This window comes from Enterobacter sp. S-33, assembly GCF_028735835.1.
Taxonomy (GTDB): domain Bacteria; phylum Pseudomonadota; class Gammaproteobacteria; order Enterobacterales; family Enterobacteriaceae; genus Enterobacter; species Enterobacter vonholyi.
The window spans coordinates 3,328,425-3,352,431 of record NZ_CP117838.1; the positions used below are offsets into that span (position 1 = coordinate 3,328,425).

20 protein-coding genes are annotated in these 24,007 nt (G+C 51.4%); 4 read left to right on the top strand and 16 right to left on the bottom strand.

The annotated features are described in order from the left end of the window. From PUP35_RS15720 to PUP35_RS15780, 13 genes are all read right to left on the bottom strand, one after another. Positions 1–774 (bottom strand): hypothetical protein, encoded by a 774-nt coding sequence (locus tag PUP35_RS15720; RefSeq protein ID WP_274240485.1) that lies wholly within the window; start codon positions 772–774, stop codon positions 1–3. After that, on the bottom strand, positions 767–2,794 hold the full coding sequence (locus PUP35_RS15725; RefSeq protein WP_274240487.1) for a lipase family protein: 2,028 nt from the start codon (positions 2,792–2,794) through the stop codon (positions 767–769). The genes PUP35_RS15720 and PUP35_RS15725 overlap by 8 nt, the downstream gene beginning before the upstream one ends. Before the next feature lie 461 nt (positions 2,795–3,255). Then, positions 3,256–6,123, bottom strand: coding sequence for a type VI secretion system Vgr family protein (locus PUP35_RS15730; protein ID WP_274240490.1), 2,868 nt, complete (start codon positions 6,121–6,123; stop codon positions 3,256–3,258). 374 nt (positions 6,124–6,497) lie between these two features. Continuing rightward, positions 6,498–6,965, bottom strand: coding sequence for a putative T6SS immunity periplasmic lipoprotein (locus PUP35_RS15735; protein WP_274240492.1), 468 nt, complete (start codon positions 6,963–6,965; stop codon positions 6,498–6,500). Further along, positions 6,959–7,513, bottom strand: coding sequence for a hypothetical protein (locus PUP35_RS15740; protein ID WP_045134535.1), 555 nt, complete (start codon positions 7,511–7,513; stop codon positions 6,959–6,961). Before PUP35_RS15740 ends, PUP35_RS15735 begins: the two co-directional genes overlap by 7 nt. Further along, the gene (gene tssH, locus PUP35_RS15745) at positions 7,506–10,145 is read right to left on the bottom strand and encodes a type VI secretion system ATPase TssH (RefSeq protein WP_274240496.1); all 2,640 of its coding nucleotides are present in this window, start codon (positions 10,143–10,145) and stop codon (positions 7,506–7,508) included. Before tssH ends, PUP35_RS15740 begins: the two co-directional genes overlap by 8 nt. A 158-nt stretch (positions 10,146–10,303) precedes the next feature. Next, complete coding sequence (hcp, locus tag PUP35_RS15750) at positions 10,304–10,795, bottom strand: type VI secretion system effector Hcp (protein WP_023325816.1); 492 nt, start codon at positions 10,793–10,795, stop codon at positions 10,304–10,306. A 4-nt stretch (positions 10,796–10,799) separates the two neighbouring features. Then, positions 10,800–12,524, bottom strand: a complete 1,725-nt coding sequence (locus tag PUP35_RS15755; protein WP_274240499.1) for an OmpA family protein — start codon at positions 12,522–12,524, stop codon at positions 10,800–10,802. 3 nt (positions 12,525–12,527) lie between these two features. Next, a complete protein-coding gene (gene tssL / locus PUP35_RS15760; RefSeq protein ID WP_115875936.1) occupies positions 12,528–13,181 on the bottom strand; it encodes a type VI secretion system protein TssL, short form in 654 nt (217 codons plus the stop codon). Beyond that, positions 13,178–14,515: a type VI secretion system baseplate subunit TssK gene (gene tssK, locus PUP35_RS15765; RefSeq protein ID WP_274240502.1), complete on the bottom strand. Its 1,338-nt coding sequence runs from the start codon at positions 14,513–14,515 to the stop codon at positions 13,178–13,180. Before tssK ends, tssL begins: the two co-directional genes overlap by 4 nt. Positions 14,516–14,533: 18 nt before the next feature. Continuing rightward, the gene (tssC, locus tag PUP35_RS15770; protein WP_127731863.1) at positions 14,534–16,078 is read right to left on the bottom strand and encodes a type VI secretion system contractile sheath large subunit; all 1,545 of its coding nucleotides are present in this window, start codon (positions 16,076–16,078) and stop codon (positions 14,534–14,536) included. A gap of 32 nt (positions 16,079–16,110) precedes the next feature. Next, positions 16,111–16,608: a type VI secretion system contractile sheath small subunit gene (gene tssB / locus PUP35_RS15775; protein ID WP_111965220.1), complete on the bottom strand. Its 498-nt coding sequence runs from the start codon at positions 16,606–16,608 to the stop codon at positions 16,111–16,113. 639 nt (positions 16,609–17,247) lie between these two features. Beyond that, positions 17,248–17,385 (bottom strand): hypothetical protein, encoded by a 138-nt coding sequence (locus tag PUP35_RS15780; protein ID WP_159427010.1) that lies wholly within the window; start codon positions 17,383–17,385, stop codon positions 17,248–17,250. 12 nt (positions 17,386–17,397) lie between these two features. Between PUP35_RS15780 and lpxP the strand changes: the two genes are divergently transcribed. Next, positions 17,398–18,318, top strand: a complete 921-nt coding sequence (lpxP, locus tag PUP35_RS15785) for a kdo(2)-lipid IV(A) palmitoleoyltransferase (RefSeq protein ID WP_024907634.1) — start codon at positions 17,398–17,400, stop codon at positions 18,316–18,318. Positions 18,319–18,676: 358 nt separating this feature from the next. Then, positions 18,677–18,748, top strand: a complete 72-nt coding sequence (ypdK, locus tag PUP35_RS15790) for a membrane protein YpdK (RefSeq protein ID WP_099458937.1) — start codon at positions 18,677–18,679, stop codon at positions 18,746–18,748. 53 nt (positions 18,749–18,801) lie between these two features. Here ypdK and alaC read toward each other — a convergent pair whose 3' ends face one another. Together alaC and PUP35_RS15800 are read right to left on the bottom strand one after the other, a co-directional pair. After that, positions 18,802–20,040 (bottom strand): alanine transaminase, encoded by a 1,239-nt coding sequence (alaC, locus tag PUP35_RS15795; protein ID WP_274240507.1) that lies wholly within the window; start codon positions 20,038–20,040, stop codon positions 18,802–18,804. A gap of 18 nt (positions 20,041–20,058) precedes the next feature. Beyond that, positions 20,059–20,307: a hypothetical protein gene (locus PUP35_RS15800; protein ID WP_115875939.1), complete on the bottom strand. Its 249-nt coding sequence runs from the start codon at positions 20,305–20,307 to the stop codon at positions 20,059–20,061. A 119-nt stretch (positions 20,308–20,426) separates the two neighbouring features. Here PUP35_RS15800 and PUP35_RS15805 point away from each other — a divergent pair, with 119 nt between their 5' ends. Both PUP35_RS15805 and PUP35_RS15810 read left to right on the top strand, forming a co-directional pair. Further along, complete coding sequence (locus tag PUP35_RS15805; protein WP_115875940.1) at positions 20,427–22,133, top strand: sensor histidine kinase; 1,707 nt, start codon at positions 20,427–20,429, stop codon at positions 22,131–22,133. Between the two features lie 3 nt (positions 22,134–22,136). Beyond that, on the top strand, positions 22,137–22,868 hold the full coding sequence (locus tag PUP35_RS15810; RefSeq protein WP_115875941.1) for a LytR/AlgR family response regulator transcription factor: 732 nt from the start codon (positions 22,137–22,139) through the stop codon (positions 22,866–22,868). Between the two features lie 35 nt (positions 22,869–22,903). On the opposite strand, the gene glk is transcribed toward PUP35_RS15810, so the two are convergent. Next, positions 22,904–23,869: a glucokinase gene (gene glk / locus PUP35_RS15815; protein WP_045285807.1), complete on the bottom strand. Its 966-nt coding sequence runs from the start codon at positions 23,867–23,869 to the stop codon at positions 22,904–22,906. Positions 23,870–24,007: the final 138 nt, after the last annotated feature.

A 24,007-nucleotide genomic window follows, 5' to 3' on the forward strand; every position in this document is an offset into this window, starting at 1 on the left:
CTATTTTTCCAGTATGCTTATATCTGGATGAGTTGAGCCGTCCGATACGACAGTACCATCAGGATATATTATTTTATAATATGCCCCCACTCGATACTCTACTGGCGCAACCATTTTTACAACTTTTGACTCATCAAGTTTTGGTGAAAATATAACAACAACATCATTGCTGACATTGAAAATAATTCTTTTTTGTATGAAATCTTTTTTACCAAAAAGCTCTAACGCATCATTTTTCTGAATCCTTTTGTTAGTATGAATCAAAGGATAATAATTAGGTGCTAATTTTAAGATATTACCTGTTACCATATAAAACTGCCCATTTCTAGAAGCATCATTATCAAAAGCGAGCGACACCCCTACCGCAGTGCCAAGTACAAGATCTTTGCCAAGATGTGTTGCATTTATATACTCGATACCTAAATTAACCGCACTCAATGTCCATTTACACGTACCACCACCGGTCATAGCAACTTTTGCTTTCCAGATATCCCCACTCTCTTGCTGCATGGGGACCCCAATAACGTTATAGCTTGGCTCTGTGATAACTGAGCCATCAAATCCACTCACTCTTTTTTTCTGACACTCATGTGATATATATCTGACCTCAAGCGGAAACGGTTTCGTATACTGAGAAGGGTTTTTCACTTCAAAATTGACCCATTTAGTATCCTCCGGTGGAGATAACGTCTTGTTTACGGCCCGGCTTATGCTGCACCCTGTAGAGGAAAACAACATCAAGGAAAGCAGAATAATTTTTGATTGGTTATACATTTTCCATTACCTCTTCTGCATATTGAGCAAACCGCAAAAGTGTATCATTGCCAGACGGCATAGATAATGTTGGAGTCAGCGACACTCCCAGCAAGCCTTCGATATTAAGAAACATTTCATTTCTGGATAATTCATCAGTCGGTATATCATTTTTATTTTCTGCCATCTGCTCCCTGAAAGAATCAACATTATACATATGCTCAGTAAATGTGCGTTTTTCTACTATACCGGCGTTATCAATCAACTCTAACACCTTGTTATACATATAAGGCATATAGGACGTCATAAAGTGTTCAAAAATATTTATATTAACCCCCCTGTCCGGGTTGCTGCCTTTAGGGAAGAAATCATTTAAATCCGATTGCGTCAATGACGCTTTAAAATCTTTCTGTTTCTTCCCGGCCTGCTGCATCTCTTGTTCCGCCAGAGCGGGCACCAGATAAAGCTTAGCCTTTAGTGGAAGTGGATTTCTGATGGTAATACACCCAGCAGGAGTTGGGAGAGCCCTCTTACACTCATTCCATTCCCGGCTCTGTGTGGCTGTGAGAAAGACAACCGTATTGCCGTGGTGCCAGAAGCAGTCTCCCCAGGCAACCATCTGGTAAGCGAGAAGTTCACCCACCGACCAGAAAAAACCCAGAGTACCGCCCAGCCACCCCCAGAGTTTATATAACTCATTATCCAGATTAGCTTCTGCCGGGACCGCAGGAATCGGGTCGTTATCATTGACATGCCGGAAATGGGTAATCTCCGACAATTGCACCACAGCATCGCGGGTAAATGTTCGCGGCATCCCATAGGTGTATAGTAAAGGATTATAAACTTTTAATTTTGCAGCATGGATAAGAGCTAAAGCCCCACCTAAACTGTGACCACAGATAAATAGCATTCTACTTTCAATAGTTTTTAATAATTCTAGTATTTCTTTATTGAATTTCTTTTCAACGCGACTATATCCACTCCAGAATCCGGTATGTACTTTTCCAGCAGGCAGTATACTGGTACATTGCGTTTTATCTATATCACAGACTTCAGAATTTACTGGTCTGAACGCAAGATCCGTCCCCACATCAAACAAGCTGGCCGTACCACCCCAGGCAACAATCACCTTATCCGCGTTATAAACATAATAAAGCTGCGTATCACCGTCTGCCTTTGTTGCAGCAGAGTCGCCCTCTGCTTGTGTTGTTCCATGTGGATTCTTTTCGTCTACTTTAGGCAAAGTGTCTCGTGAGGTATCCATAAATACCGGGGGATAATATCGCTCACTAAAGGGAACATCCTGTACTAACGTATTCCATGCAGATCCATCTTTATAAAGCTGAGGTAAGCGGGAAAGGTCCTGACACTGGTTAATAAAAAAGCGTGTTATTGACACTGTATCCAGAGTGCTGTCGTTTGCATAGGCAAGCGTTGCTGCGGCCCCAAGGTTAATTCCATTCGCAATGGAATAGTCCTTTTGATGATGCAGAACAAGCTCCCATGCTCTGAAAGGGCATATTTCTATTACATGACGCATTTCAAGTTCATTCGTCCGAAATTTAAAGCCCTTAAATGCCGTTTTCGCAGGAAAGTGATATGCAGGTAACATTTCCCCGGGTCTTAATTCCAGGTCTGGTGCACTCTGACAAAGTTCACCGATAACAGTATAATGCCAAATATACCCTTTCTCTTCAGCTTCAGGGCGAACAACAGAATCATTTTCCGCATCGCGGCTAACACGCAAGGCGCGTTTTTCCATTTCCGTTGCCAACTTATTGCCATCTAACGTCAGCCTCAGCTCCAGACCGTGCGGCATATCGACCCTGATTAGCCCGTCAGCATCGCTCTGACCAGAATAAGTGAATCCCTCCACCGGCCCGGAAACTGGATGAGAACTTTCAACAGTCCATGGCATATTTGCCACAGAATCACCCTGTTCATCTACCAATTGAAACTCAACCCAATAAGGTTTTTGCCTTCCCGCCGTAGCTTTTGTCTCTGTATGTGTCACAGATGTCACTAATGAATTTTCTGCCATAAACATCCCTCTTTATTCAGATTTAACGAAAATTCATGAACTCTTTTCTCTTGTAAGATAAAATGTCCCAAGCTTAATTATCTCTGATAAGGATACAGCGGCAAGAAACATCGCTCCAACTTTAATTGACATAGTTTTGAACATCCATGGTAATATCGAAAAAGAAGGGATCATGAAGAATAGTCTGAATGGCGTTTGAACATAGACTATCCAATTCGCATACTTCCACTTTTTTAAGAACATTACAGCAGAAAATATAACTGACACGTTAAACAGCAACGAGAAAGAAAAAAGGATTAGCGAATAAACACCTTGCTGCGGATAGATTTCACTAAAAGATAATATATCATCAACTAAAGGAATTCGGCCCTGTGAGATATTCAAGCAACCAAATCTGATAATGTAAAAGAGGTCAAATATGGCCCAACAATGCAATACACGATTCCGTTTTAAAATAAATTTCATTTACTTCCCTCATAGACATCATCAGCGGTCGTTGGTTGCCAGTGCCACGACTGACCTGTAACAGCCCAGGCATCATCACCTTCCAGAAAAGTTTGCGTGACCTTTCTCTGTTCTCCGTAACGATGTACTGCCGATTGCTGCGCTATCTCGTCTGTAGCATCAGATGGCAAAGGCAGCCATTCCTGAATTTTATCTCTTTTCGTATTCATATAGTCCTTTCCTTCAGAACCAAAAACACGTCCTTCATCTCCCATAGAGGTTAAGCGATTGATTGCCATAATTGCAGTATTTTTCAACCCATGATAATCATGATCAACAGTAACCCAATGCCCAGGCCCTTCATTCTTTTGCTCACGTGGAAATTCAATGTTTACGTTGCCAGGCATCGACGTGTAAAGCGGTGCGGTCTTTCCTGACAAGTCGGATATTCCTTCAAATATCTCACCATCAGGAGACGTTACTTTATAACTGGTGAATGGTTTAATATCTCCTGATTCGGGATCGGTAACGGTAAAAGTTCCGCCATATCCTTTAGTGAAAGTCACCGGCGGTGTATCTAAACTGGCAGGACCAGTCTGATTAACATTGGCCGCTTTCAGCAAAATATTTCCCGGACATCCCAGCTCAATATTCTCGCCACTAAGTTTTATATAAGCACCACCGCAACTTAAAATCAGTTCCTTGCTGGCATTTACCTTCACGCTCCCCTGACCACTGGCGACAGTAATGTCCTGTAATGCTGAGACATTCATGGCATCAGCTTGTGCCTGAATATCAACCTTCCCTGCCCCTGCATACATTTTCATTCCTGCAGCCTGTGCAAACAAACTTACAGCCTCGCTTGCCGCTACAGTGAACGATTGCCCGGTGCTGATATCCGTGTTTTTACCTGACATGAGGCCAATACTTGCCCCGCCTGAAGCAAGCCGGACAGCCTCAGGACTGAGAATGCCTATTCCAGCGGGAGCACTGACCAGCATTCCTGGCATTTTCAGATATTTCAGTGAGCTGTTTAGCGTCTTTTGGCTGTCGATGTCAGATACTGTCGCCTGTGCCCCTTTCGCAGCAGCCTGGAGGCTTCTTGCCAGCGTGAGTGCCTGCTCCAGTTGTTCTACAGCCCTGTCCATTTCAAGCATTTTACTGCCGACGTCAGGCTGAGCATCTGCTGTAAGCAGAATGCCCTTACCACCACGAACGCTGACCCAGTCGTTAGTGCGCAGCTCCGCCCCCTCGCCACGAAGAGTTCTGGATGCATTGACGTTGTGACCTAAATTGAGTTGGGTTTTGCCGCCATACTCCGTACTGAGCTTAACGTGCTCTTCGCCGCGCTTGTCCTCCATCCGCAGTTTGTTCAGGCCAGCTGTGCGGATAACGTTACGCGTGCTGTTGGCTTCAGTGACGTGGTCAACGTGGCGGGAGTCGTGCATGGCATGGGCGATATACGGTCGATCCGGATCGCCTTCATGGAACGCAATGGCAACCTCAGTCCCCTGTATCAGCGGGAAGTGAAAGCCATACTTGTCGCCGCCGTAGGGTTTGGCAAAGCGTACCGGCATACTTTCCATGCCCTGGCGTTTGTCGTCGCGGTCCGCATCGAATTTCACCCGGTACATACCCGATGCATCCTGCCAGGCGTAGATATCGTTATCTTTGGCGCTGGTCACTCGTGCCATCAGGGTGCCGCTGACCACCGGGCGCTTTTTAGCGGCAGGTCGCCAGCATCGGTTCTCGTAATATGGCATCCCCTCCCACATCACTATCAGGGCATCTTTACGACTGGCTATATAGCCCGTGCGGGTAATGATAATACCGTTGTCCGTTTCTGACGGCAGTGTCGGCGGTACCACACGTTCACTGATGGTCAGCACCTGGGCCGGAGAAAGCAGGGCATCATTACTACAGCCGCTGATAGTCGTCTGCCCGGACAGGAAACGCTCATGCTCCAGGCGTGCCCAGAAGTTGCCGGTTTCTGCTGCGGGGGTGATTTTGTCGCCGCGTTCAAGATGACGTGGCAGGTAGTGATACACATCACCGTAGGTCACACCTTCGCCATCCCCCCTCGTCATGTCTGCCGGTACAGAAGTCAGGATATTCTGGGCTTCACGGTGGTTGTAATCACTGGCGGTGACAGAGCGCTCGACTACGTTCTGTCGGACGTGAACCCCCCATACCGAGTCCGCTGCATTATCACTCATGCCCGATGGACTGCTTAGTGGCAGCGACTTACCGAACGTCCATGCACTCTGCTTGTCTGCAAAATGCACCACCTCAGTCTGGGTGTCGGGTTGCAGGGTAAAGAAGTAGAAAATCCCCACTTCAGCCAGCAGACGCTCAATGAACGCGAGATCGTTTTCCTTGTACTGGTTAATCTGTTCACGCTTCGGATAGTCAGCTTTGAGGGTGAACTCATACTCCCAACCTTTCAGGCCATGCTCCTGCAATACTTCAGTGACAACTTCCGGTACTGACTTATTAACAAAAAAGCGGTGGGTACGGAATTGATTGCGCAGCAAAGACAGGAACGGCTCAATAATAATCTGGTACGTCGCCTGGTCACGTGAGCCACTGATACGCTTAAAATGCGTCACCACACCATGCACCACTTTCTGCCCGGTCAGCCCCATCAGAGGCCCGGTCCCCATGATCAGCGTGGCAGGCTTAGTCAGCAGTTGCGCTGAACTGATATTTTGATCGCTGCTGGTAAAGATAACCTGGTAGTAATAAAGCTCACTCATAAACTCCTTACCGCTGAAAGTTTCCACATCCAGTAAGGCTGTGCAGGACGGAATATCCAGACGATAGCGGTTCAGCCCGCCTTCAGTTAGCGCAGCCAGGGTGTTCTTCAGTGTATCTGTCAGACTCATGATTTTGACTCCATGGGATAACCTGCTGTCCATGACTTTATTGCCAACGGGTAAGTAACAGGTTTAATCAGGGGTACTCAGCGCGTACGAAAAAGAGTGATTACGGCTCCAGCCCCGACAGCACACATGAGGGCTTTAACCAGCAACACGGTCATTTCAAAGTTGTCCATCGCATTTTCCCCATTACCACTGATGGGAATAAAACGCTTAACAAACGTGTAAATAAAAGCTTCGGGTGGAAATAGAACACCAACAATAACAAACAGAAATAAGATGAAAGATTTCAATCTACTAGCCACCCCAACGTCGGGAAACAAAAGATTAAGCTATATATTCACAAAAAAAACTTTAAATACGGAAACTTATTACACTTTCTATTCTGGAGCCTTAATTGAACCATACGGCCTTGCGAATTCGCGATCTGTCAAAGGGAAATTATACACTTGATTATTATTAATACCGACACCAACAACAAAGCTTCTCGCTTCTTTATTATCAAGTCTTGGATGAAGTACAAACTCAACTATATACTTGCCACCATCTTTAAAATTAAAATAAGATGGAGGAATACATAATTCACCTTCAATAATCTTAAGGCCGGGGGAAAAATTAAAATCTTTCTCCATTGAAGGCGTCCCTCGCAGATTGATACCCATATCTACTGGCTGATAATCTTGTGCATTATCAATATTCACGCAAACATTATCACCCTTTTTACTCACCTGTGCAGTTTCATCAAAACGAAATCTGTCACCTGGTCCAGGGCATCCCGTCAGGATTGGAAGACAAAAAAACGCTAACAACAAAGAGTTAAGCTTAATAAAATAGTTACGTCTCACCATGGAAAGCCCCTCAAAGCATTTTTATATCCCTCACGTATCACCGACTCAGAAGTATCCCCATCGAGCGTAATATCGGGATATCTTTTATTTTCAAGATGACTCCAGATTTCATACCCAAAAGTCTGTAAAACAAAATTATCTGCAATAATCTGCGCCTGCTGCTCCATCGGATATTCGCTTAAGAGACGACCATCAAGGGTATAACGGTAACTCACCATCCAGCTCACCAGCCCTCTGAAGATCACATTCATTCCTTTTCCACGCTGCCAGACATGACTTATTTCATGGATGAAAAGATGCTGAAGACTGTCGGTTGTCTGTGAGAAATCATCGAAATATAGATCACGAAAATAGATCTCCCCGTTCGGGGTCATCGCCGTATTGTTATCCTGTAAATTGAAAGGGAGATAACTTTCTCTGTGTATCCATACTTTCGAATAATCAATGGTGGATAAAAAAACGGATTGCGCCAGCTGTATTTCCCCCGCCGTGAGTAGTCTGACACCACCCTCTTTGATTCTGAACCCATCCTGCGTTTCATCAGCCATGTGTAAACTCCAGCCCTATGCCCTCTTCCTCACTCCATCCCAGAGTCAGGGAGTGTAGTTTCTGCTTCGCCGCCATATGGCTCAGCAACTGCTGACTCAGCACCGGCAGAATCTGCTGATTCAGCAGACTGTCAACATTCCTCGCACCAGTATCCGGCAGCAGGCAGGCGGCGGTCAGAGCGTCATACAGGCTCTCTTCAATATGCGTCAGCAGGCCGTAGTGTCGGTTCAGCCGCTTACTGACCTGTGACAGCTTCATCTCCACGATAGTTCGCATCGCCGCTTCCGCCAGCGGGCGATATATCACCGTCTGGAAGCGGGCCAGCAGCGCCGGCTGGAAGTGATCGCGCAGTATCGGACGCAGCAGCTCGTGAAGATCGCCTTCGCTGGCCTCCGGCTGCTCGTCAAGCAGCTGCATCAGGTGGTCGCTGCCGAGATTCGAGGTCATCAGAATGACGGTGTTGCGGAAGTCGATTTCACGCCCTTCGCCGTCGCGCATAAAGCCGCGATCAAAGACCTGATAGAACAGGTTCATCACGTCACGGTGGGCTTTTTCGACTTCATCGAGCAAAACCACACTATACGGGCGCTTGCGCACGGCTTCGGTCAGGATCCCTCCCTGGCCATAACCGACGTAACCCGGAGGGGAGCCCTTCAGTTGGGAAACCGTATGCGGCTCCTGGTATTCTGAGAGGTTAATCGTAATGAGTGACTTCTCACCGCCGTACATGAAATCGGCCAGCGCAAGCGCGGTTTCGGTTTTCCCCACGCCGCTCGGTCCCACCAGCAGGAATACGCCCTGTGGGCCATTCTCTGAGGTGAGACCCGTTTTTGCCGCACGCAGACGCTGGGCGATGGCCTCGAGCGCCACATCCTGCCCGACCACACGTTTACCCATTTCATTTTCCAGGGTCAGCAGTTCGGTCTGCTCATCTTTCATCAGCGATGACAGCGGAACGCCTGTCCAGTCAGCAATCACGTTGACAACGGTGCGTACGTCAACATCCACGGAGAGCAGCGGGTTGCTGTGCTGCATGCCGTTCAGTTCCTGCTGCAGCGTGCGCGTCTCGCTTTGACGGGAGATGTCCTGGCGGCTTTCCAGCAGTTGTTCGGTGAGTTTCAGTTCCTGCCCGTACTGCGTTTCAAGCTCATCGAGAGCAACGATAAGAGCTTTCTCTTCCTGCTCAATGACGGTCAGGCGTTCACCATGGCTCTGATTGCCGACAGCAATATCTTCCAGCAGCGCCTGCTTCTCCATTTCAAGAGAGGTAATCTGCGAGCGAATGGAGGTCAGCTGTTCCGGCACCGTATCGAGGCTCATGCGGACGCGCGCTGCGGCGGTGTCGAGTAGATCAACCGCCTTATCCGGCAGCTGGCGGCCCGTCAGATAGCGGCGGGAAAGCGTAACAGCAGCGCGCACCGCATCGTCGGTAATGTGCACGCTATGGTGCTCGGCGTAACGCGATTTCAAACCACGTAGCATCAGGCAGGCGGTGTTATCGTCAGGCTCATCGACTTTTACCATCTGGAAACGACGCTCCAGGGCCGCGTCGCGTTCGAAGTACTGCTTGTACTCGCTCCAGGTAGTGGCCGCAATGGTACGCAGTTCGCCACGCGCCAGCGCCGGTTTCAGCAGGTTCGCTGCATCGGCGCCTCCCGCCTGGTTGCCCGCGCCGATGATGGTATGCGCTTCATCAATAAATAGCAGGACCGGGGATGGGGATTGCTGCACCGCATCGATGACGTTTTTCAGCCGCTGTTCGAACTCGCCTTTCACGCCTGCACCGGCCTGCAGCAGGCCCAGGTCAAGGGTACGCAGAGTGACCGCTTTCAGGGATTCAGGCACATTACCCTCGGCAATACGCAATGCCAGGCCTTCAACCAGTGCGGTTTTCCCCACGCCCGGCTCGCCGACCAGAATCGGGTTGTTTTTGCGGCGACGAGAGAGGATATCCACCATCTGACGGATTTCTGTGTCGCGGCCAAACACCGGATCGATCTTCCCTTCCTTCGCTTTGGCGGTGACATCGAGGGTGAATTTATCAAGCGTGTTCTGCAGCGCAGGGCTCAGCTCCCCCTCTTTCATTTCCACGCCAGCCGGACGCCCGACAAACTCCACCTCACCACCGTGGTTCTGTGCCAGCTCGGCTTCGCGCTGCATTTCCGGACGCTCATCCGATTGCGCATCCAGCAACGGTCGCAGGCGCTCCAGCTGGCTTTGAGCAAGCGTTAACAACGGCCAAAGGCCGTCACAACGTGCCAGTTTCGGTTTTTCCACCAGGGCCATCAGCAGATGGACGCTGCGAATGTGCTCTTCACCATTGAGTGAGGCCAGTAGCCAGGCTTGCTGCATCAGAGTCTGGATGTCATCAGAGAGCTGGGGCCGATGGCGCACGGAGCGAGGTTGTCTGTCGAGCCAGCCGAGCAGATCCTGCCAGATGCCATCCATATCCCATTCATAGCGACGCGCCAGCACCGTCAGGTCACCTTCCCCCTGCTCCAGCAGCTTAAGCAGCCAGTGCTCCGGCAGAATTTCGGCATGGGCACGGGTCTGACAAAGCGAAGCTGCGCCTTCCATCGCTCGGGCACAGTAAGGGTTCAGACGACGTAACAGGATGGCTGGATTTTCCATGAGATTCTCTCTTTGTCGGTTCCTGGACACGCTACCGCCCCTCGCTGTTCACCAAAGCGCATAAGGTCAGGCAGGCAGATTGTTTTTTCTTTGCTGAGTGCCCGCATCTCAGGCACTCAGCAAAAAACTGCGGACAGGAAAACCTGCCCGCATCAGGATTACGCCGTGGCGCGTTCGTTCCAGGAATCGGAATGAATGATGTTGCCGTCTTTGTAGGTCCAGGTGATTTTTTCGTAACGCAGTTCAACGCGTTCAAGATGGTTGTGCTTCTCTTTAGAAGGATCCTTGATGTCATACATTTCAGGATTCACTTTCACTACCTTCACGTTTTCCAGTTTGGTGTTGAAGTACTCCACTTCCTGACCCGCGTCGTTGATTTTGTACCACTTGAATTCAGCGGATTTCAGGGTCTGACCGGTGGTCACCGCCTTGTACAGGTACGGGCTGGAGGAATCGATTTCCTTCGTGAACAGGAACGGCGTGTGGATACGGGTACCGGTCAGCTTGCCGGTGTTGTTGTCGGTCGGGATGTACAGATTATGTTCCTGAGCGACCACTTCGATGCTGCCTTCACGATCCTGAACGTCAACAGACCCTTTGATGTCCGCGCCGCCGTCGTCCTTCAGCCAAAGATAAACAGGAATTGCCATGGAATTACTCTCCATTGTGTAGTGAAGCGTCATCATCCTGCGATGACGCCGGGTGTTTGCCGGGTATCTGACAGGCGTTCGCCTGCGGTACCAGACTAATTTCGACACGGCGGTTAAGCGCACGCCCTTCCGGGGTGTCGTTGGTTGCGACAGGGCGGCTTTCGCCATAGCCCTGCACCGCAAAACAGCTTTCGGGTACGTCGCCGGTATCCCGCATCCAGTCGCGCACTGCTTCGGCACGTTTCTGAGAGAGTGTCTGGTTCAGTTGCGGATTGCCGGTGTTATCGGTATGCCCTGACACGACAATCAGCCAGCCCGGCTTCGCCTTCACGCCGACCAGAGAATTCACCAGCATTTTGATCGAACCGGCTTTTAGCGCCGATTTACCCGAATCGAACAGCGACATGCTGTCGAGACGAATGGTTTTCGGACCCTGAATAATTTTCTTAATGACCGGAGGCGGCGGTGGCGGAGGTGCCCAGTCACTGACTGCGGCCTCAACGGGCGGAATCAGTCGCAGTCCCTGATACAGACCCAGGCGATAACGCAGTGGCTCCCCGCGACGTTGCCAGTCGTCCAGCAATGCGCCATCGGCCCGCAGGCGCTGCTGCGCACGCAGTTTCGGGGCAACAGGCTGACCCGTCAGTTGGTGATATAACGCAAGGTGATCGCCAACGTTACGAATGAGGAGCTGGTTGTTCATCCAGGACGCCAGCATCGCCAGCGCGAGAAAAATCCCGCCCAGTAATCCGGCATAACGCCAGAACACCATCCTGCGGCTCACGCCACGTCGGCGCGGCAACGCCGGCAGCAGCAGTTCAGGCAGCGGCAGTGGCTCGGTGCTCACAAAGGCATCCGGTGGCAGCGCCGTCACGGAAGTGACGTGTTGTTGCCAGAGATTGCCCGCGATACCATTCACCGGCACCATGCACATACCCTGCACGCAGGGCGACATCACCGGTAACTCCCCCCGCCGTACCGACAGCAGGTCATTCACCGCGCTCTTTTGCCAGGCAAGCAGACTGTCCAGCCACAAGCCATGGCTCAAACGCGAAAGACGCCCGTCCGTTCCAATTTCCAGAGGCCAATCCGTCAGTGACACATTACCCTGACCGGGCTGATACACCTGTATACCGCTTCGCGGGCTTACCGTGGTAAACCAGACGGGTTCAGCCTCTGCACAGGCCGCAGGAGGAGATACCCAGGTCACGGTCCACAGCGGGGGGATAGTGCCAAATTCCGCACGGCACCGGACGACAGCACGCTGCCAGCCCCGAAGATGCTGGATAAAATCATCGCCGGAGGTGTGCTGTTCAGGTACCACCGCCAGCATGACGGAGATTTGCGGCACCTGAGCCGGACGCACCAGGCTCAGGTGTTGTGCCAGGAGTGGCAACTGCTCCGCATCCTTCACCCACAGATACCAGCCCTGTCGGGTTTCCCGGTTACGGGAGCCGGACACAAACAGTGGGCAGTTGTCGCCACAAACAAGGATCACCGCACCCTGAAAATCTTCCGGCGGCAGATTTTCATCCACAATTTCCCGGACAGCGGTCGCCCGTGCCTGAGAAGCCCGGCGCTGACGCCAGAGCATCACCCCGGAAACCAGCACAACCAGCAGACTGAGTGCCACACGGCTGCCCAAGGACAGTGGCCAGAATCCCAGAATGAGCCACAGCGCCAGTACAGCACCCAGGGCAGTTAACAGACTTCGGTACGCATCCCGCATCGCTTACCCCGGCCTGACGATCTGGCTTACCAGCTCGGTAAGTGAAGATGAAAGGAAAAACCAGAGCGCAGCCAGGGCGACAGCGACCACAACCCAGCTCAGCCAGTACCCGCGACGGCCGCTGCGCAGACGCGATGCGCGGGCAACAATGGGGGCATCCTGTGCCAATGTGAAGGCGGGCACCCGCTCTGCGAGAGCGCGAACAATATCTTCCCTACGCTCATCATCCTGAGCGCGATACTTTCCCACGAACCCCAGTTGCAGAGTCCGGTACATACAGGTCAGGACGGCGGTATCAGGGGCAGTTTCTTTCAGCAGGTTACGGATTCTTTCCCATAGCTCTTCACCAGCATTGAGTGTACCGAAGAAGTGAGCCTGCAGCGGGTCACGGCGCCAGGTCAGGTAGCCATCATCGGTGGTTCCCCGGTTCATCACGCTCTCATCAAGCAGTGCACACAGGGCATACACCATATGGTCGCGGCTGATGTCGCTGTAACCTGCCTCCGTGAGCGCAGCTTTCGCCTCCCTTACCAGACGGCAGGCACGGCGATAGAGCCCTTCCCCGTCACGCACTTCCTGACCACCCTGCAGTTGGCTGGCCATCAGCCAGCCAGGGTAGAAGATATTTTCTATCTGACTGAGTTCAGATTTATTCATGTACGCAACACCGCAAAGAGTTCGAGATCAACATCACCCAGCGAGCGTGGGGTATAGAAGGTACAACAGCCCATCTCAAGCATTGCGTGAGCCGCCTCACTGCTCAGATCCAGCGAGAAATACTGGTTCTCAAGGCGCAGCGGGATAGCGGCCGGAACATGCGTCAAAGGCTTAATCAGCATCCCACTCAGAGCCACATTCACCACATCCGAAACATCATCGAAGCTGCCCGCTTTACACAACTGCGGGAATTTAGTCTGAAGCTCATGGTTCGGCATGGAAGAACGTACTGAGAGGTAGAAGTCCGCCCCTTCGCGCAGGCGTGCATCGTGCAGTGCACCCTTCCAGATCTGGTCCTGATGCTCTAGGTGAATACTTACTACCCGCGACGGCAGGCTCGCTTCCAGAAGCTTGTCCAGCAGTGCCAGCAGCGGTGGGAATACCCGTTCAGGTGCATCGTGCTGGTAAGCAGGGATGTCACCAGCGTCATGCTCCAGTGAGAATGTCAGCAGACTGCCGGCAAGACGGGTCAGTTCGCGATACAGGAGTTCCGGGTGACGAGCGGGCGTCTGCAGAAGTTCCGTTAACACCGGCTCGGCGCTGTTCAGAGCATTCAGCAACCAGAACAGGGAGACATCCGCGACAGCAAAGTCAGCCATCCGCTCATTGCTTTCACGGCGCATGGCCATCAGGCGACGGCGGCGGGCCTGCAGACGAACCAGCAGGTCACCCAGTTCGGTGGTCAGCGAAGGGCTGGCAGAAACGGAAAGCATGGGGGGAATGAAAGCAGGGTCCCGACCCCACTGCCCCTGAGGATTACGCACCAGACGGGTAACCGGACAGGTTAAGTATGCCGTGTTTTCCTGGCTGGACAGACGCAGTGTTAGCGCATTACGTAGAATGGCGAGTTCCCCGCTTTCATGACCAGCCAGTTCCTGCACCACCACACGTTCGGCTTTCCAGCGACGTGGGCGTTCACTATCCTGCCCGTTATCGAGGTTGCCACCACTGGCGCTCAGCAGCGGCAATGCGGCAACCACCTCAACAGCCTCAAAGCCGTTTGCGGCAGACAAATCACAGACCGGCGGAATATTATCCGCCAGATCCGTATCAACAATCGTGCCATCCTGGAAACGTACGACCAGACGGATGGCATTCAGACGCGAGAGCGCAAGTGCAGCATCATCAAATTCTGCCGCAACCACGCCCCAGGGATGAGAAATACCCATCCGGGCGACCATGCTGGCAACATGCTCACTCCAGCGGACCTGCTGCTGGAACTGTTGCGGGGCCAGAGCGGCCCCATCCTCCCAAAGTGGGCGGTAAATTTTCATCCCTGATCACCCCTCGCCTTACGATTTCGCTTTCGGCATCTGGGAAACCAGCGACAGGTTGACGTCCATCCCTTCCACCTGGAAGTGTGGAATCGCATACAATTTCACGCGGAAGAAGCCTGGGTTATCTTCAATATCTTCCACCACCACTTTTGCATCACGCAGTGGATGAGACGCCTGCAGCTCGTCGCCCGGATCGGTCATTTCGGTCACCAGACTGCGGACCCAGGTGTTCAGTTCCAGCTCCAGTAGTCGACGATCCTTGGTGGTACCGATGTTCTCGCGCTGAATTAGCTTCAGGTAGTGGGCAATACGCGACAGCAGGAAGATGTACGGCAGACGCGCATTGATACGGCTGTTGGCCGTTGCATCAGCGGTGTCATACAGCGCCGGTTTCTGAGTGGAGTTTGCTGAGAAGAAGCAGGCGTAGTCGCGGTTTTTGTAGTAGGACAACGGAATAAAGCCCAGATTCGCGAATTCGAATTCACGCGTTTCAGGGATCATCACTTCGCTCGGTATTTTTACCTGATTGCCGGTACCCAGGTCATACAGATGGATAGGCAGATCCTGAACCGCACCGCCGGCCTGCGGGCCACGGATTTGGACACACCAGCCGTTATTAATAAAGCTACGCACCATGTTGGAAGCGAAGGCAAACGACGCATTCGTCCACAGGTATTTGTCGTGATCCGGACCTTTGACTTCTTCTACATAGTTGAAACTGCGAACCGGAACGGTATCCGGGCCATACGGTAAACGTCCCAGTACGCGCGGCATCACCAGACCGATGTAGCGAGCGTCGTCCGTATCGCGGAACGATTTCCACTTGATGTACTCGGCGCGGTCAAAATAGTTACCTATATCTTTAATCGCAGCAACGTCTTCCATTGACTCCTTGAGGAAGAATTTCGGGCCTGCCGAGCCGATAAATGGCATATGTGCAGCCGCAGATACTTTTGAGATGTTGCGCAGCAGAGCGACATCCTGCGCTGAAGCATCGAACTCATAAGCGGAAACCAACGCCGCAATCGGCTCGCCGCCCGGGGTATCGTATTCATCAATGTAGGTGTGTTTATACAAACCACTCTGGATGACTTCCGGGCTGTCTTCAAAGTCCTGGCGCAGCTCTTCTTTAGACATGCTCAGAAGCTCGATTTTTACGTTCTGGCGAAAATCTGTTTTATCAATCAGCGACTTCACTCCGCGCCACAGGCTCTCAACCGACTGAAACTCTTCATGGTGCATAACGGCGTCCAGCTGGCGGCTTATCTGGTAGTCGAGCTCAGCGATATGGTGATCGATCAGGCTTTTATCCAGTTTTTCGACCTTCGAGCCTGCCTTGGTCAGGCATTCCAGAAAGACCTGCATACCTGCGGTGAGACGCTCGTCAGCGGTCGCATCCGACATCGCCTGCGCATCTTGCCAGATATCCAGCGCGCTCAGCTCAGAGACTGGGTTCAGATTGATTTTCTCAAACAGTGAGGCGTACACCCCACCCACAGCAGGGCGTTCCAGCACCACGCTTTCCCCGCCAGCAGTATTATTTTGTACAGACATGAGCATTCCTTGATTAATCCGTTAAAACAGCATGATGATTAAGGTTTTTTTGAAGCCAGCGCGGATAACTCATTTCGCAACTCAGCACTAAGCGTCTGGTCAAGAACGATTTTCTCCAGCTCTTTTCGGAAAGTCTGGTTATCCAGCAGGTTGGCCTTCAGATCGCGGAGCAAGTTGCGCATCGCCAGCATCGCCTTAAGCTGTGGAATTTGGGCCGCCACCTGCTCTGGCGTGAAATCTTTCATGCTCTGGAAAGTCAGCTGAATGTTGTCCTCACCGCCATCTTCAGACAGCGTATTTTTAACGGCCAGATTAACTTTTGGGGAATATTCGGAAAGAACGCTATCAAAATTATTTTTGTTGATATTAACTTTTTCACGTTCTGATATTGGTGCAGATTCCTGCCCATTACTGAAATCACCTGTAACAAGCAATTTCAAGGGTAATTCCATTTTCTTGCTTGCTCCGCCAGTATGCAGGTCAAGCTTCAGGTTAATACGTGCCTTAGGCACCTCATTCTGAAAACTGTCAGCCATTTAATCATCCCTCTTTGTTTAGCTATGCCAACTTCACGGTATCGTTCTTGATGCGCAACAATAGAATAATGATCGAAACAAAATCAAATACACAGATCATTTATCCACGACAAGAATTTTCTTAAGAATTTTCCTCTAATACATTATCGCAAATTGCCTAATTAACTCAGAAAAAGAAACTGCTCTTTTCGCACAAATCGAATATTTGTATCGCAGAAGGGATTGCAGCCAGAGAGATGTTAATAAAAAAATCTTGTTTTGATTTGCATCACAGCACCACGCCAAAAAACGCTAAAGAACTGCAATATCTTATTGCGGCACGATTAAAAGGGGAACGTAATCGAGGAAAGAAGGCGACCACTCGATTGACAGCATGAATAATACTTAAGAATTTTCATAAAGAAAATTCTTAAGTATTATATGAAGGGGTAAATAAACGCGTAAATATTTAATTTGGCGAAAATCAACGACGCATTTTTTTCGTTACGCTTTCTTTCTGAACGCTAACGCTACTGCGTTCCGCTGAGGCAGGAAAGGCGCTTTCCATGTGAAAGTCGATAAAATCTGTAAAATCAAGGACCTCTCGGGCTGCCGCTTTTTTAATCAAAAACGAGTAATAGCACATATCGTATAACGGTGCTACATTACGCCGCCCGCCCAAATCAGCAGTGGCCAGGCAACGCCGTAAAGTTCGGTAAAGCCTGCAACCATCACCTTGAAGAACGGTCTTATCGGCACGTCGTATCGCAAACTCTGCGCTACCTTTACAGGCTTCATATAGGTTCTACTATTTTGTCTCAATCCAAATTTCAACGCGCGTTTTTACACCCGCGTTACTGGTTTACATGGTTTGGTCTTGGCGTACTCTGGCTGCTGGTTCAACTTCCATACCCTGTCCTGCGCTTGCTGGGGTCGAAACTGGGCAGCGCTTCCCGCGTTTTCCTGAAACGTCGCGAATCCATCGCGCGTAAAAATATTGAGCTTTGTTTTCCGCAGTACAATGCCGAAGAGCGCGAGAAACTCATTGCTGAAAACTTCAAGTCTATCGGCATGGCGCTGCTTGAAACGGGCATGGCCTGGTTCTGGCCGGATGAGCGTGTCCGCAAGTGGTTTGACGTGGAAGGACTGGATAATCTGAAACGCGCGCAGATGCAAAAACGCGGCGTGATGGTCGTCGGCGTTCACTTTATGTCGCTGGAGTTGGGTGGCCGCGTGATGGGGCTTTGTCAGCCAATGATGGCAACTTACAGACCGCACAACAGCGCTCTGATGGAGTGGGTGCAAACGCGTGGCCGCATGCGTTCCAATAAGGCGATGATCAGTCGTAATAACCTGCGCGGTATGGTCGGCGCTCTCAAGAAAGGAGAGGCCGTCTGGTTTGCACCCGATCAGGATTATGGACGTAAAGGCAGCAGCTTTGCCCCCTTCTTTGCGGTGAAAGACGTTGCGACGACTAACGGTACCTTTGTCATTTCTCGATTATCGGGCGCCTCCATGCTGACCGTGACGATGGTGAGAAAAGCAGATAAATCAGGCTACCGTCTGCACATCTCCCCTGAAATGGCTAACTATCCGGAAAACGAGTGCGAAGCCGCAGCGTTTATCAATAAAGTCATCGAAACTGAAATCATGCGTGCTCCAGAGCAGTATCTGTGGATGCATCGTCGTTTCAAAACACGCCCTCTTGGCGAAGCCTCGCTCTATATTTAAGCTCTTCATGAAGGTTAGTTTCGCTAAGAAACTAACCTTTTCAATCACCTGTCTTCCCGCTGAAAACCCGTCACTCATTGCGTCGCTCAAAGTGAATTTATTGCGTTGTGAAATCAAACTGTCGCCGTTCCACGACACTCGTAAGTAGCGGAAATTATTTAAAAAAACCCCTCTTGTCACCCTTCATTTTTAGGCGTACATTAGCGCCGTCTGGCAACAGGAAAGCACAGAATTCTGAGCTGGAGTCAGCGGCGTAACGGGAAAATTCTCATTTTCGTTTTGACCGGATTTCAGCTCTCTATAATCAGGTGGACTCTGTTTTTATATGCGTACCACAAGATACGCGGAGCGATGAAACGTGAAATATTTCTTTATGGGCATTTCGGTGATTGTTTTAGTCTGGGCCGGAACCTTTGCCCTGATGATTTAGTGAAGAACATGCAGTCAAAAAAAACAGGAGCCATCGGCTCCTGTTTTTTTATGTCATGACGATGCGGGATGTTCTGCGACGCTCTTTGAGGTGAGAAGACCATCGGCCCGGAACATACTCTTGATGCCCCTCACCGCCTGACGAATACGGTCGCTGTTTTCAATCAGGGCAAATCGCACATGGGTGTCGCCATAATCACCGAATCCAATGCCAGGCGAGACACACACTTTTGCATCCTGGAGCAGTTTTTTGGCAAACTCCAGCGATCCCATCGCCGCGTACGGTTCCGGAATTTTTGCCCAGACGTACATAGACGCCTTCGGCATTTCCACCATCCAGCCCGCTTCATGCAAGCCTTTTACCAGCACGTCACGGCGGCGCTTATACTGGGCGGCAATCTCGTGAACGCACTGCTGGTCGCCCTCTAGGGCAGCGATAGCCGCGACCTGCAGCGGCGTGAAGGTGCCGTAATCGTGGTAACTCTTAATGCGCGCCAGTGCGCTCACCAGCGTTTTGTTACCCACCATAAAGCCAATACGCCAGCCCGCCATGTTGTAGCTTTTCGACAGTGTAAAGAACTCTACCGCCACGTCACGCGCGCCCGGGACCTGCATAATCGACGGGGCTTTCCAGCCGTCATAGACGATGTCAGCATAGGCTAAATCGTGAACCACCAGCACGTCATAACGCTTAGCCAGCGCAACAACTTTCTCGAAGAAATCAAGCTCCACGCACTGCGCCGTTGGGTTCGACGGGAAGCCGAGGATCATCATCTTCGGTTTCGGATAACTTTCGCGAATCGCACGTTCCAGTTCATTAAAGAAATCTACACCTTCCACCAGCGGCACAGAGCGGACCTGGGCGCCGGCAATCACCGCGCCGTAGATATGGATCGGATAGCTTGGATTAGGCACCAGCACCGTATCGCCATGATCCAGCGTAGCCAGCATCAGGTGTGCCAGCCCCTCTTTCGAGCCGATGGTGACAATCGCTTCACTTTCCGGATCGATATCAACCTGATAGCGATCCTGATACCAGCGCGAGATCGCGCGACGTAACCTGGGAATACCGCGAGAGGTTGAGTAGCCGTGCGTATCCGGGCGCTGGGCAACCGTGCAGAGCTTTTCAACGATATGCGGTGGCGTTGGGCCGTCAGGGTTACCCATGCTGAAATCGATAATATCTTCGCCGCACCGACGCGCAGCCATTTTCAGTTCAGCAGTGATATTGAAAACATAAGGGGGGAGACGATCGATACGCGTAAAACGGCGTTCAGGACTGAATTCAGCCATAGATTCCTCAGATTAACGTTAGCGCCCGGACCGTCCGAGCGACGCTGCCACCGATGTGGCATGTTTAGAAAATAACCTGAAAAAAATCATGCTGTCGAGAGGGAAATGAAAAAAAAGCGATCGACTAAAAACCGGAACCCGGCTGCGCCTAAAAGCGGAAGCCCCTGTTTCAGGATCGGCTGTCTGATAGACGTTATTTAACAGGATGATATCAAACCAGTTACCTGACGATGCGCCGTTCAGAAAAAAACAGGACGCATCGGTCATCGTCAGATAATCCCCTTTCAAAATTATGGTTTTTCCTCATTTGATAAACCTGACGGATAGCTGGTCAATACGCGCCAGGTTTTTTATCATGGTTCTTTCCCGTTTTCCCAGGTCTACTCGTGCACGAAATATTCACTATGCTGCTGGCGGTTTTTGACCGTGCGGCATTAATGCTGATTTGCCTGTTCTTCCTCATTCGCATTCGCCTGTTTCGCGAGCTGTTGCACAAATCCGCACACTCGCCAAAAGAGCTGCTGGCCGTTACCGCTATCTTTTCCCTGTTCGCCCTGTTCAGCACCTGGTCAGGCGTGCCGGTAGAGGGTTCGCTGGTTAACGTGCGCATTATCGCCGTCATGTCTGGCGGAATTTTGTTTGGCCCCTGGGTGGGCGTCATCACCGGCGTGATTGCCGGAACCCATCGCTATCTGATTGATATCGGCGGGGTGACGGCGGTGCCCTGCTTTATCACCAGCATTATCGCCGGGGTGCTATCCGGCTGGATCAGCCGCAAAATCCCGAAAAAACAGCGCTGGCGCGCCGGGATTGTGGCGGGCATGGTGTGCGAAACGCTGACCATGATCCTGGTCGTTATCTGGGCCCCCACCACCGCGCTGGGGCTGGATATCGTCTCGAAAATCGGTATTCCGATGATTCTGGGCAGCGTGTGCATCGGCTTTATCGTGCTGCTGGTGCAAAGCGTTGAAGGCGAAAAAGAGGCAAGCGCCGCACGTCAGGCCAAGCTGGCGCTGGATATCGCCAACAAAACGCTACCGCTCTTCCGTCACGTTAACGCGGAATCATTGCGTCAGGTCTGCGAGATCATTCGCCACGACATTCATGCTGACGCTGTCGCCATCACCAATATTGACCACGTGCTGGCCTACGTCGGCGTGGGGGAACACAACTATCGCGACAACGATGACACCATTAGCCCGACCACCAGACAGGCGATTAACTACGGTAAAATCATTATTAAAAACAATGATGAAGCCCACCGAACGCCGGAAATCCACTCCATGCTGGTGATCCCGCTGTGGGAGAAAGGCGTCGTGACGGGCACGCTGAAAATTTATTACTGCCACGCGCATCAGATCACCTCCACGCTGCAGGAGATGGCCATCGGCCTGTCGCAGATTATCTCGACTCAGCTGGAGGTTTCGCGGGCAGAACAGCTGCGTGAGATGGCAAATAAGGCAGAGCTTCGCGCGCTGCAGAGCAAAATCAATCCCCATTTCCTGTTTAACGCGCTGAACGCCATCTCCTCGTCCATTCGTCTTAATCCGGACACCGCGCGCCAGCTGATTTTTAATCTGTCGCGCTATCTGCGCTACAACATCGAGCTGAAAGATGACGAGCAGATCGACATCAAAAAAGAGCTGTATCAGATAAAAGACTACATCGCGATTGAGCAGGCGCGCTTTGGCGACAAGCTCACGGTCATTTACGATATTGATGAAGAGGTCAACTGCGTGATCCCGAGCCTGCTTATCCAGCCGCTGGTCGAAAACGCGATTGTTCACGGCATTCAACCCTGTAAAGGCAAAGGGGTGGTCACCATCAGCATCACCGAAAGCGGAAACCGGGTGCGGATTGCCGTGCGCGATACCGGCCACGGAATTGATCCTAAAGTCATTGAGCGCGTCGAGTCTAACGAGATGCCCGGAAATAAAATCGGCCTGCTGAACGTGCACCACCGGGTCAAGCTGCTTTACGGCGATGGACTGCACATTCAGCGTCTTGAACCGGGCACCGAAATTGCTTTTTACGTCCCGAATGAGCGCTCTCCGGTCCATTCGACAACATCACTGTTGCCCCAGGTGGAGTAACCCATGAAAGTTATTATTGTCGAAGATGAAATTCTGGCTCAACAGGAGCTAACCTGGCTTATCAACACCCACAGCCAGATGGACATTGTGGGTACGTTTGATGACGGTCTGGACGTGTTGAAGTTTTTGCAGCATAACCGGGTCGACGCCATTTTTCTGGATATCAATATTCCGTCGCTGGATGGCGTATTGCTGGCGCAAAACATCAATCAGTTTGCCCATAAGCCGTTTATTGTGTTCGTTACCGCCTGGAAAGAGCACGCCGTAGAGGCCTTCGAGCTGGAGGCGTTTGACTATATCCTTAAGCCTTACCAGGAATCGCGGATTGTGAGCATGCTGCAAAAGCTGGAGGCCGCATGGCAGCAGCAGACAGCCCCTGCTAACGCCAGCCCAACGATAAGGGACAACGACACCATCAATCTGGTCAAAGATGAGCGCATCATCGTGACGCCGGTCAATGATATCTACTATGCCGAAGCCCATGAAAAGATGACATTTGTCTATACGCGGCGGGAATCTTACGTGATGGCGATGAACATCACCGAGTTTTGCAGCAAGCTGCCTGCGTCGCACTTTTTCCGCTGCCACCGCTCGTTCTGCGTGAATTTAAACAAGATCCGCGAGATCGAACCGTGGTTTAACAATACCTATATCTTGCGCCTGAAGGATCTGGATTTTCAGGTGCCGGTGAGCCGCAGCAAGGTGAAAGAGTTCCGCCAGCTCATGCACCTGTAACGAAAAAGCCCTCTCCCGCGGGAGAGGGCCAAGCATCAGAGAATCTGACCGAGAACCTGACGCAGGTGGGCACCCGACCCCAGCAGGCCTGGGTTATCATGCACGATCAGATAAACCGGGATGTCCTGCACGTAGCTTCTGAAGCGCCCTTTATCCTCGAACCCGCCGCGGAAGCCGGAGGCTTTGAAGAACTCCAGGAAGCGCGGCACAATGCCGCCCGCGATATAAACGCCCCCGAAGGTGCCCAGCGTCAGCGCCAGGTTGCCGCCGAAGCGTCCCATAATCACGCAGAACAGCGACAGGGCACGACGGCAGTCAATGCAGCTGTCCGCCAGCGCGCGTTCGGTAACGTCTTTTGGCTGCAGATTTTCCGGCAGACGACCGTCTGATTTCACAATCGCCCGGTACAGGTTCACCAGTCCCGGACCTGAAAGGACGCGCTCGGCGGAGACGTGGCCGATCTCAGCGCGCAATTCTTCGAGGATAATGCCCTCTTCTTCGCTGTTAGGCGCAAAGTCCACGTGACCACCTTCACCCGGCAGGCTCACCCAGCGCTGAGCGACATGCACCAGATGTGAAACGCCCAGGCCGGTACCGGCCCCGTAGACCGCAATCGGCTTACCCTCGACCGGTTCAGCGCCGCCAAACTGGATCAGATGCTCCGGCTTCAGCATCGGGATCGCCATGGACACCGCGGTGAAGTCATTGATGATTTCAAGATGCGCAAAGCCGAGGTTTTTTTTCATTTCGGCGATGGAGAATGCCCAGGTATGGTTGGTCATGGCGACCCAGTCGCCGGTTATCGGGCAGGCAATGGCGATGCAGCCATCTTCAACGCTCACCTGATGTTCTTCCAGATAGACGCGGACAACGGCCTCAAGGCTTGGATAATCCAGCCCGGAATAGGTTTTCGCCCGGGAAATTTCACCACTACTTACATCGCATAATGCGAGGCGCGCGTTCGTGCCGCCCACATCACCTACCAACGCATACTTTGTCATTCTTCAACTGCTCCGCTAAAGTCAAAATAAATCTTTGGGACACTGTAAATTCAAGGCGTGATAACAACAACGACCGGAAGGTGAATGCCCGTGGATTATCGATCTTCGTCACAGAATAACTTTACCGTTTCAGCACCT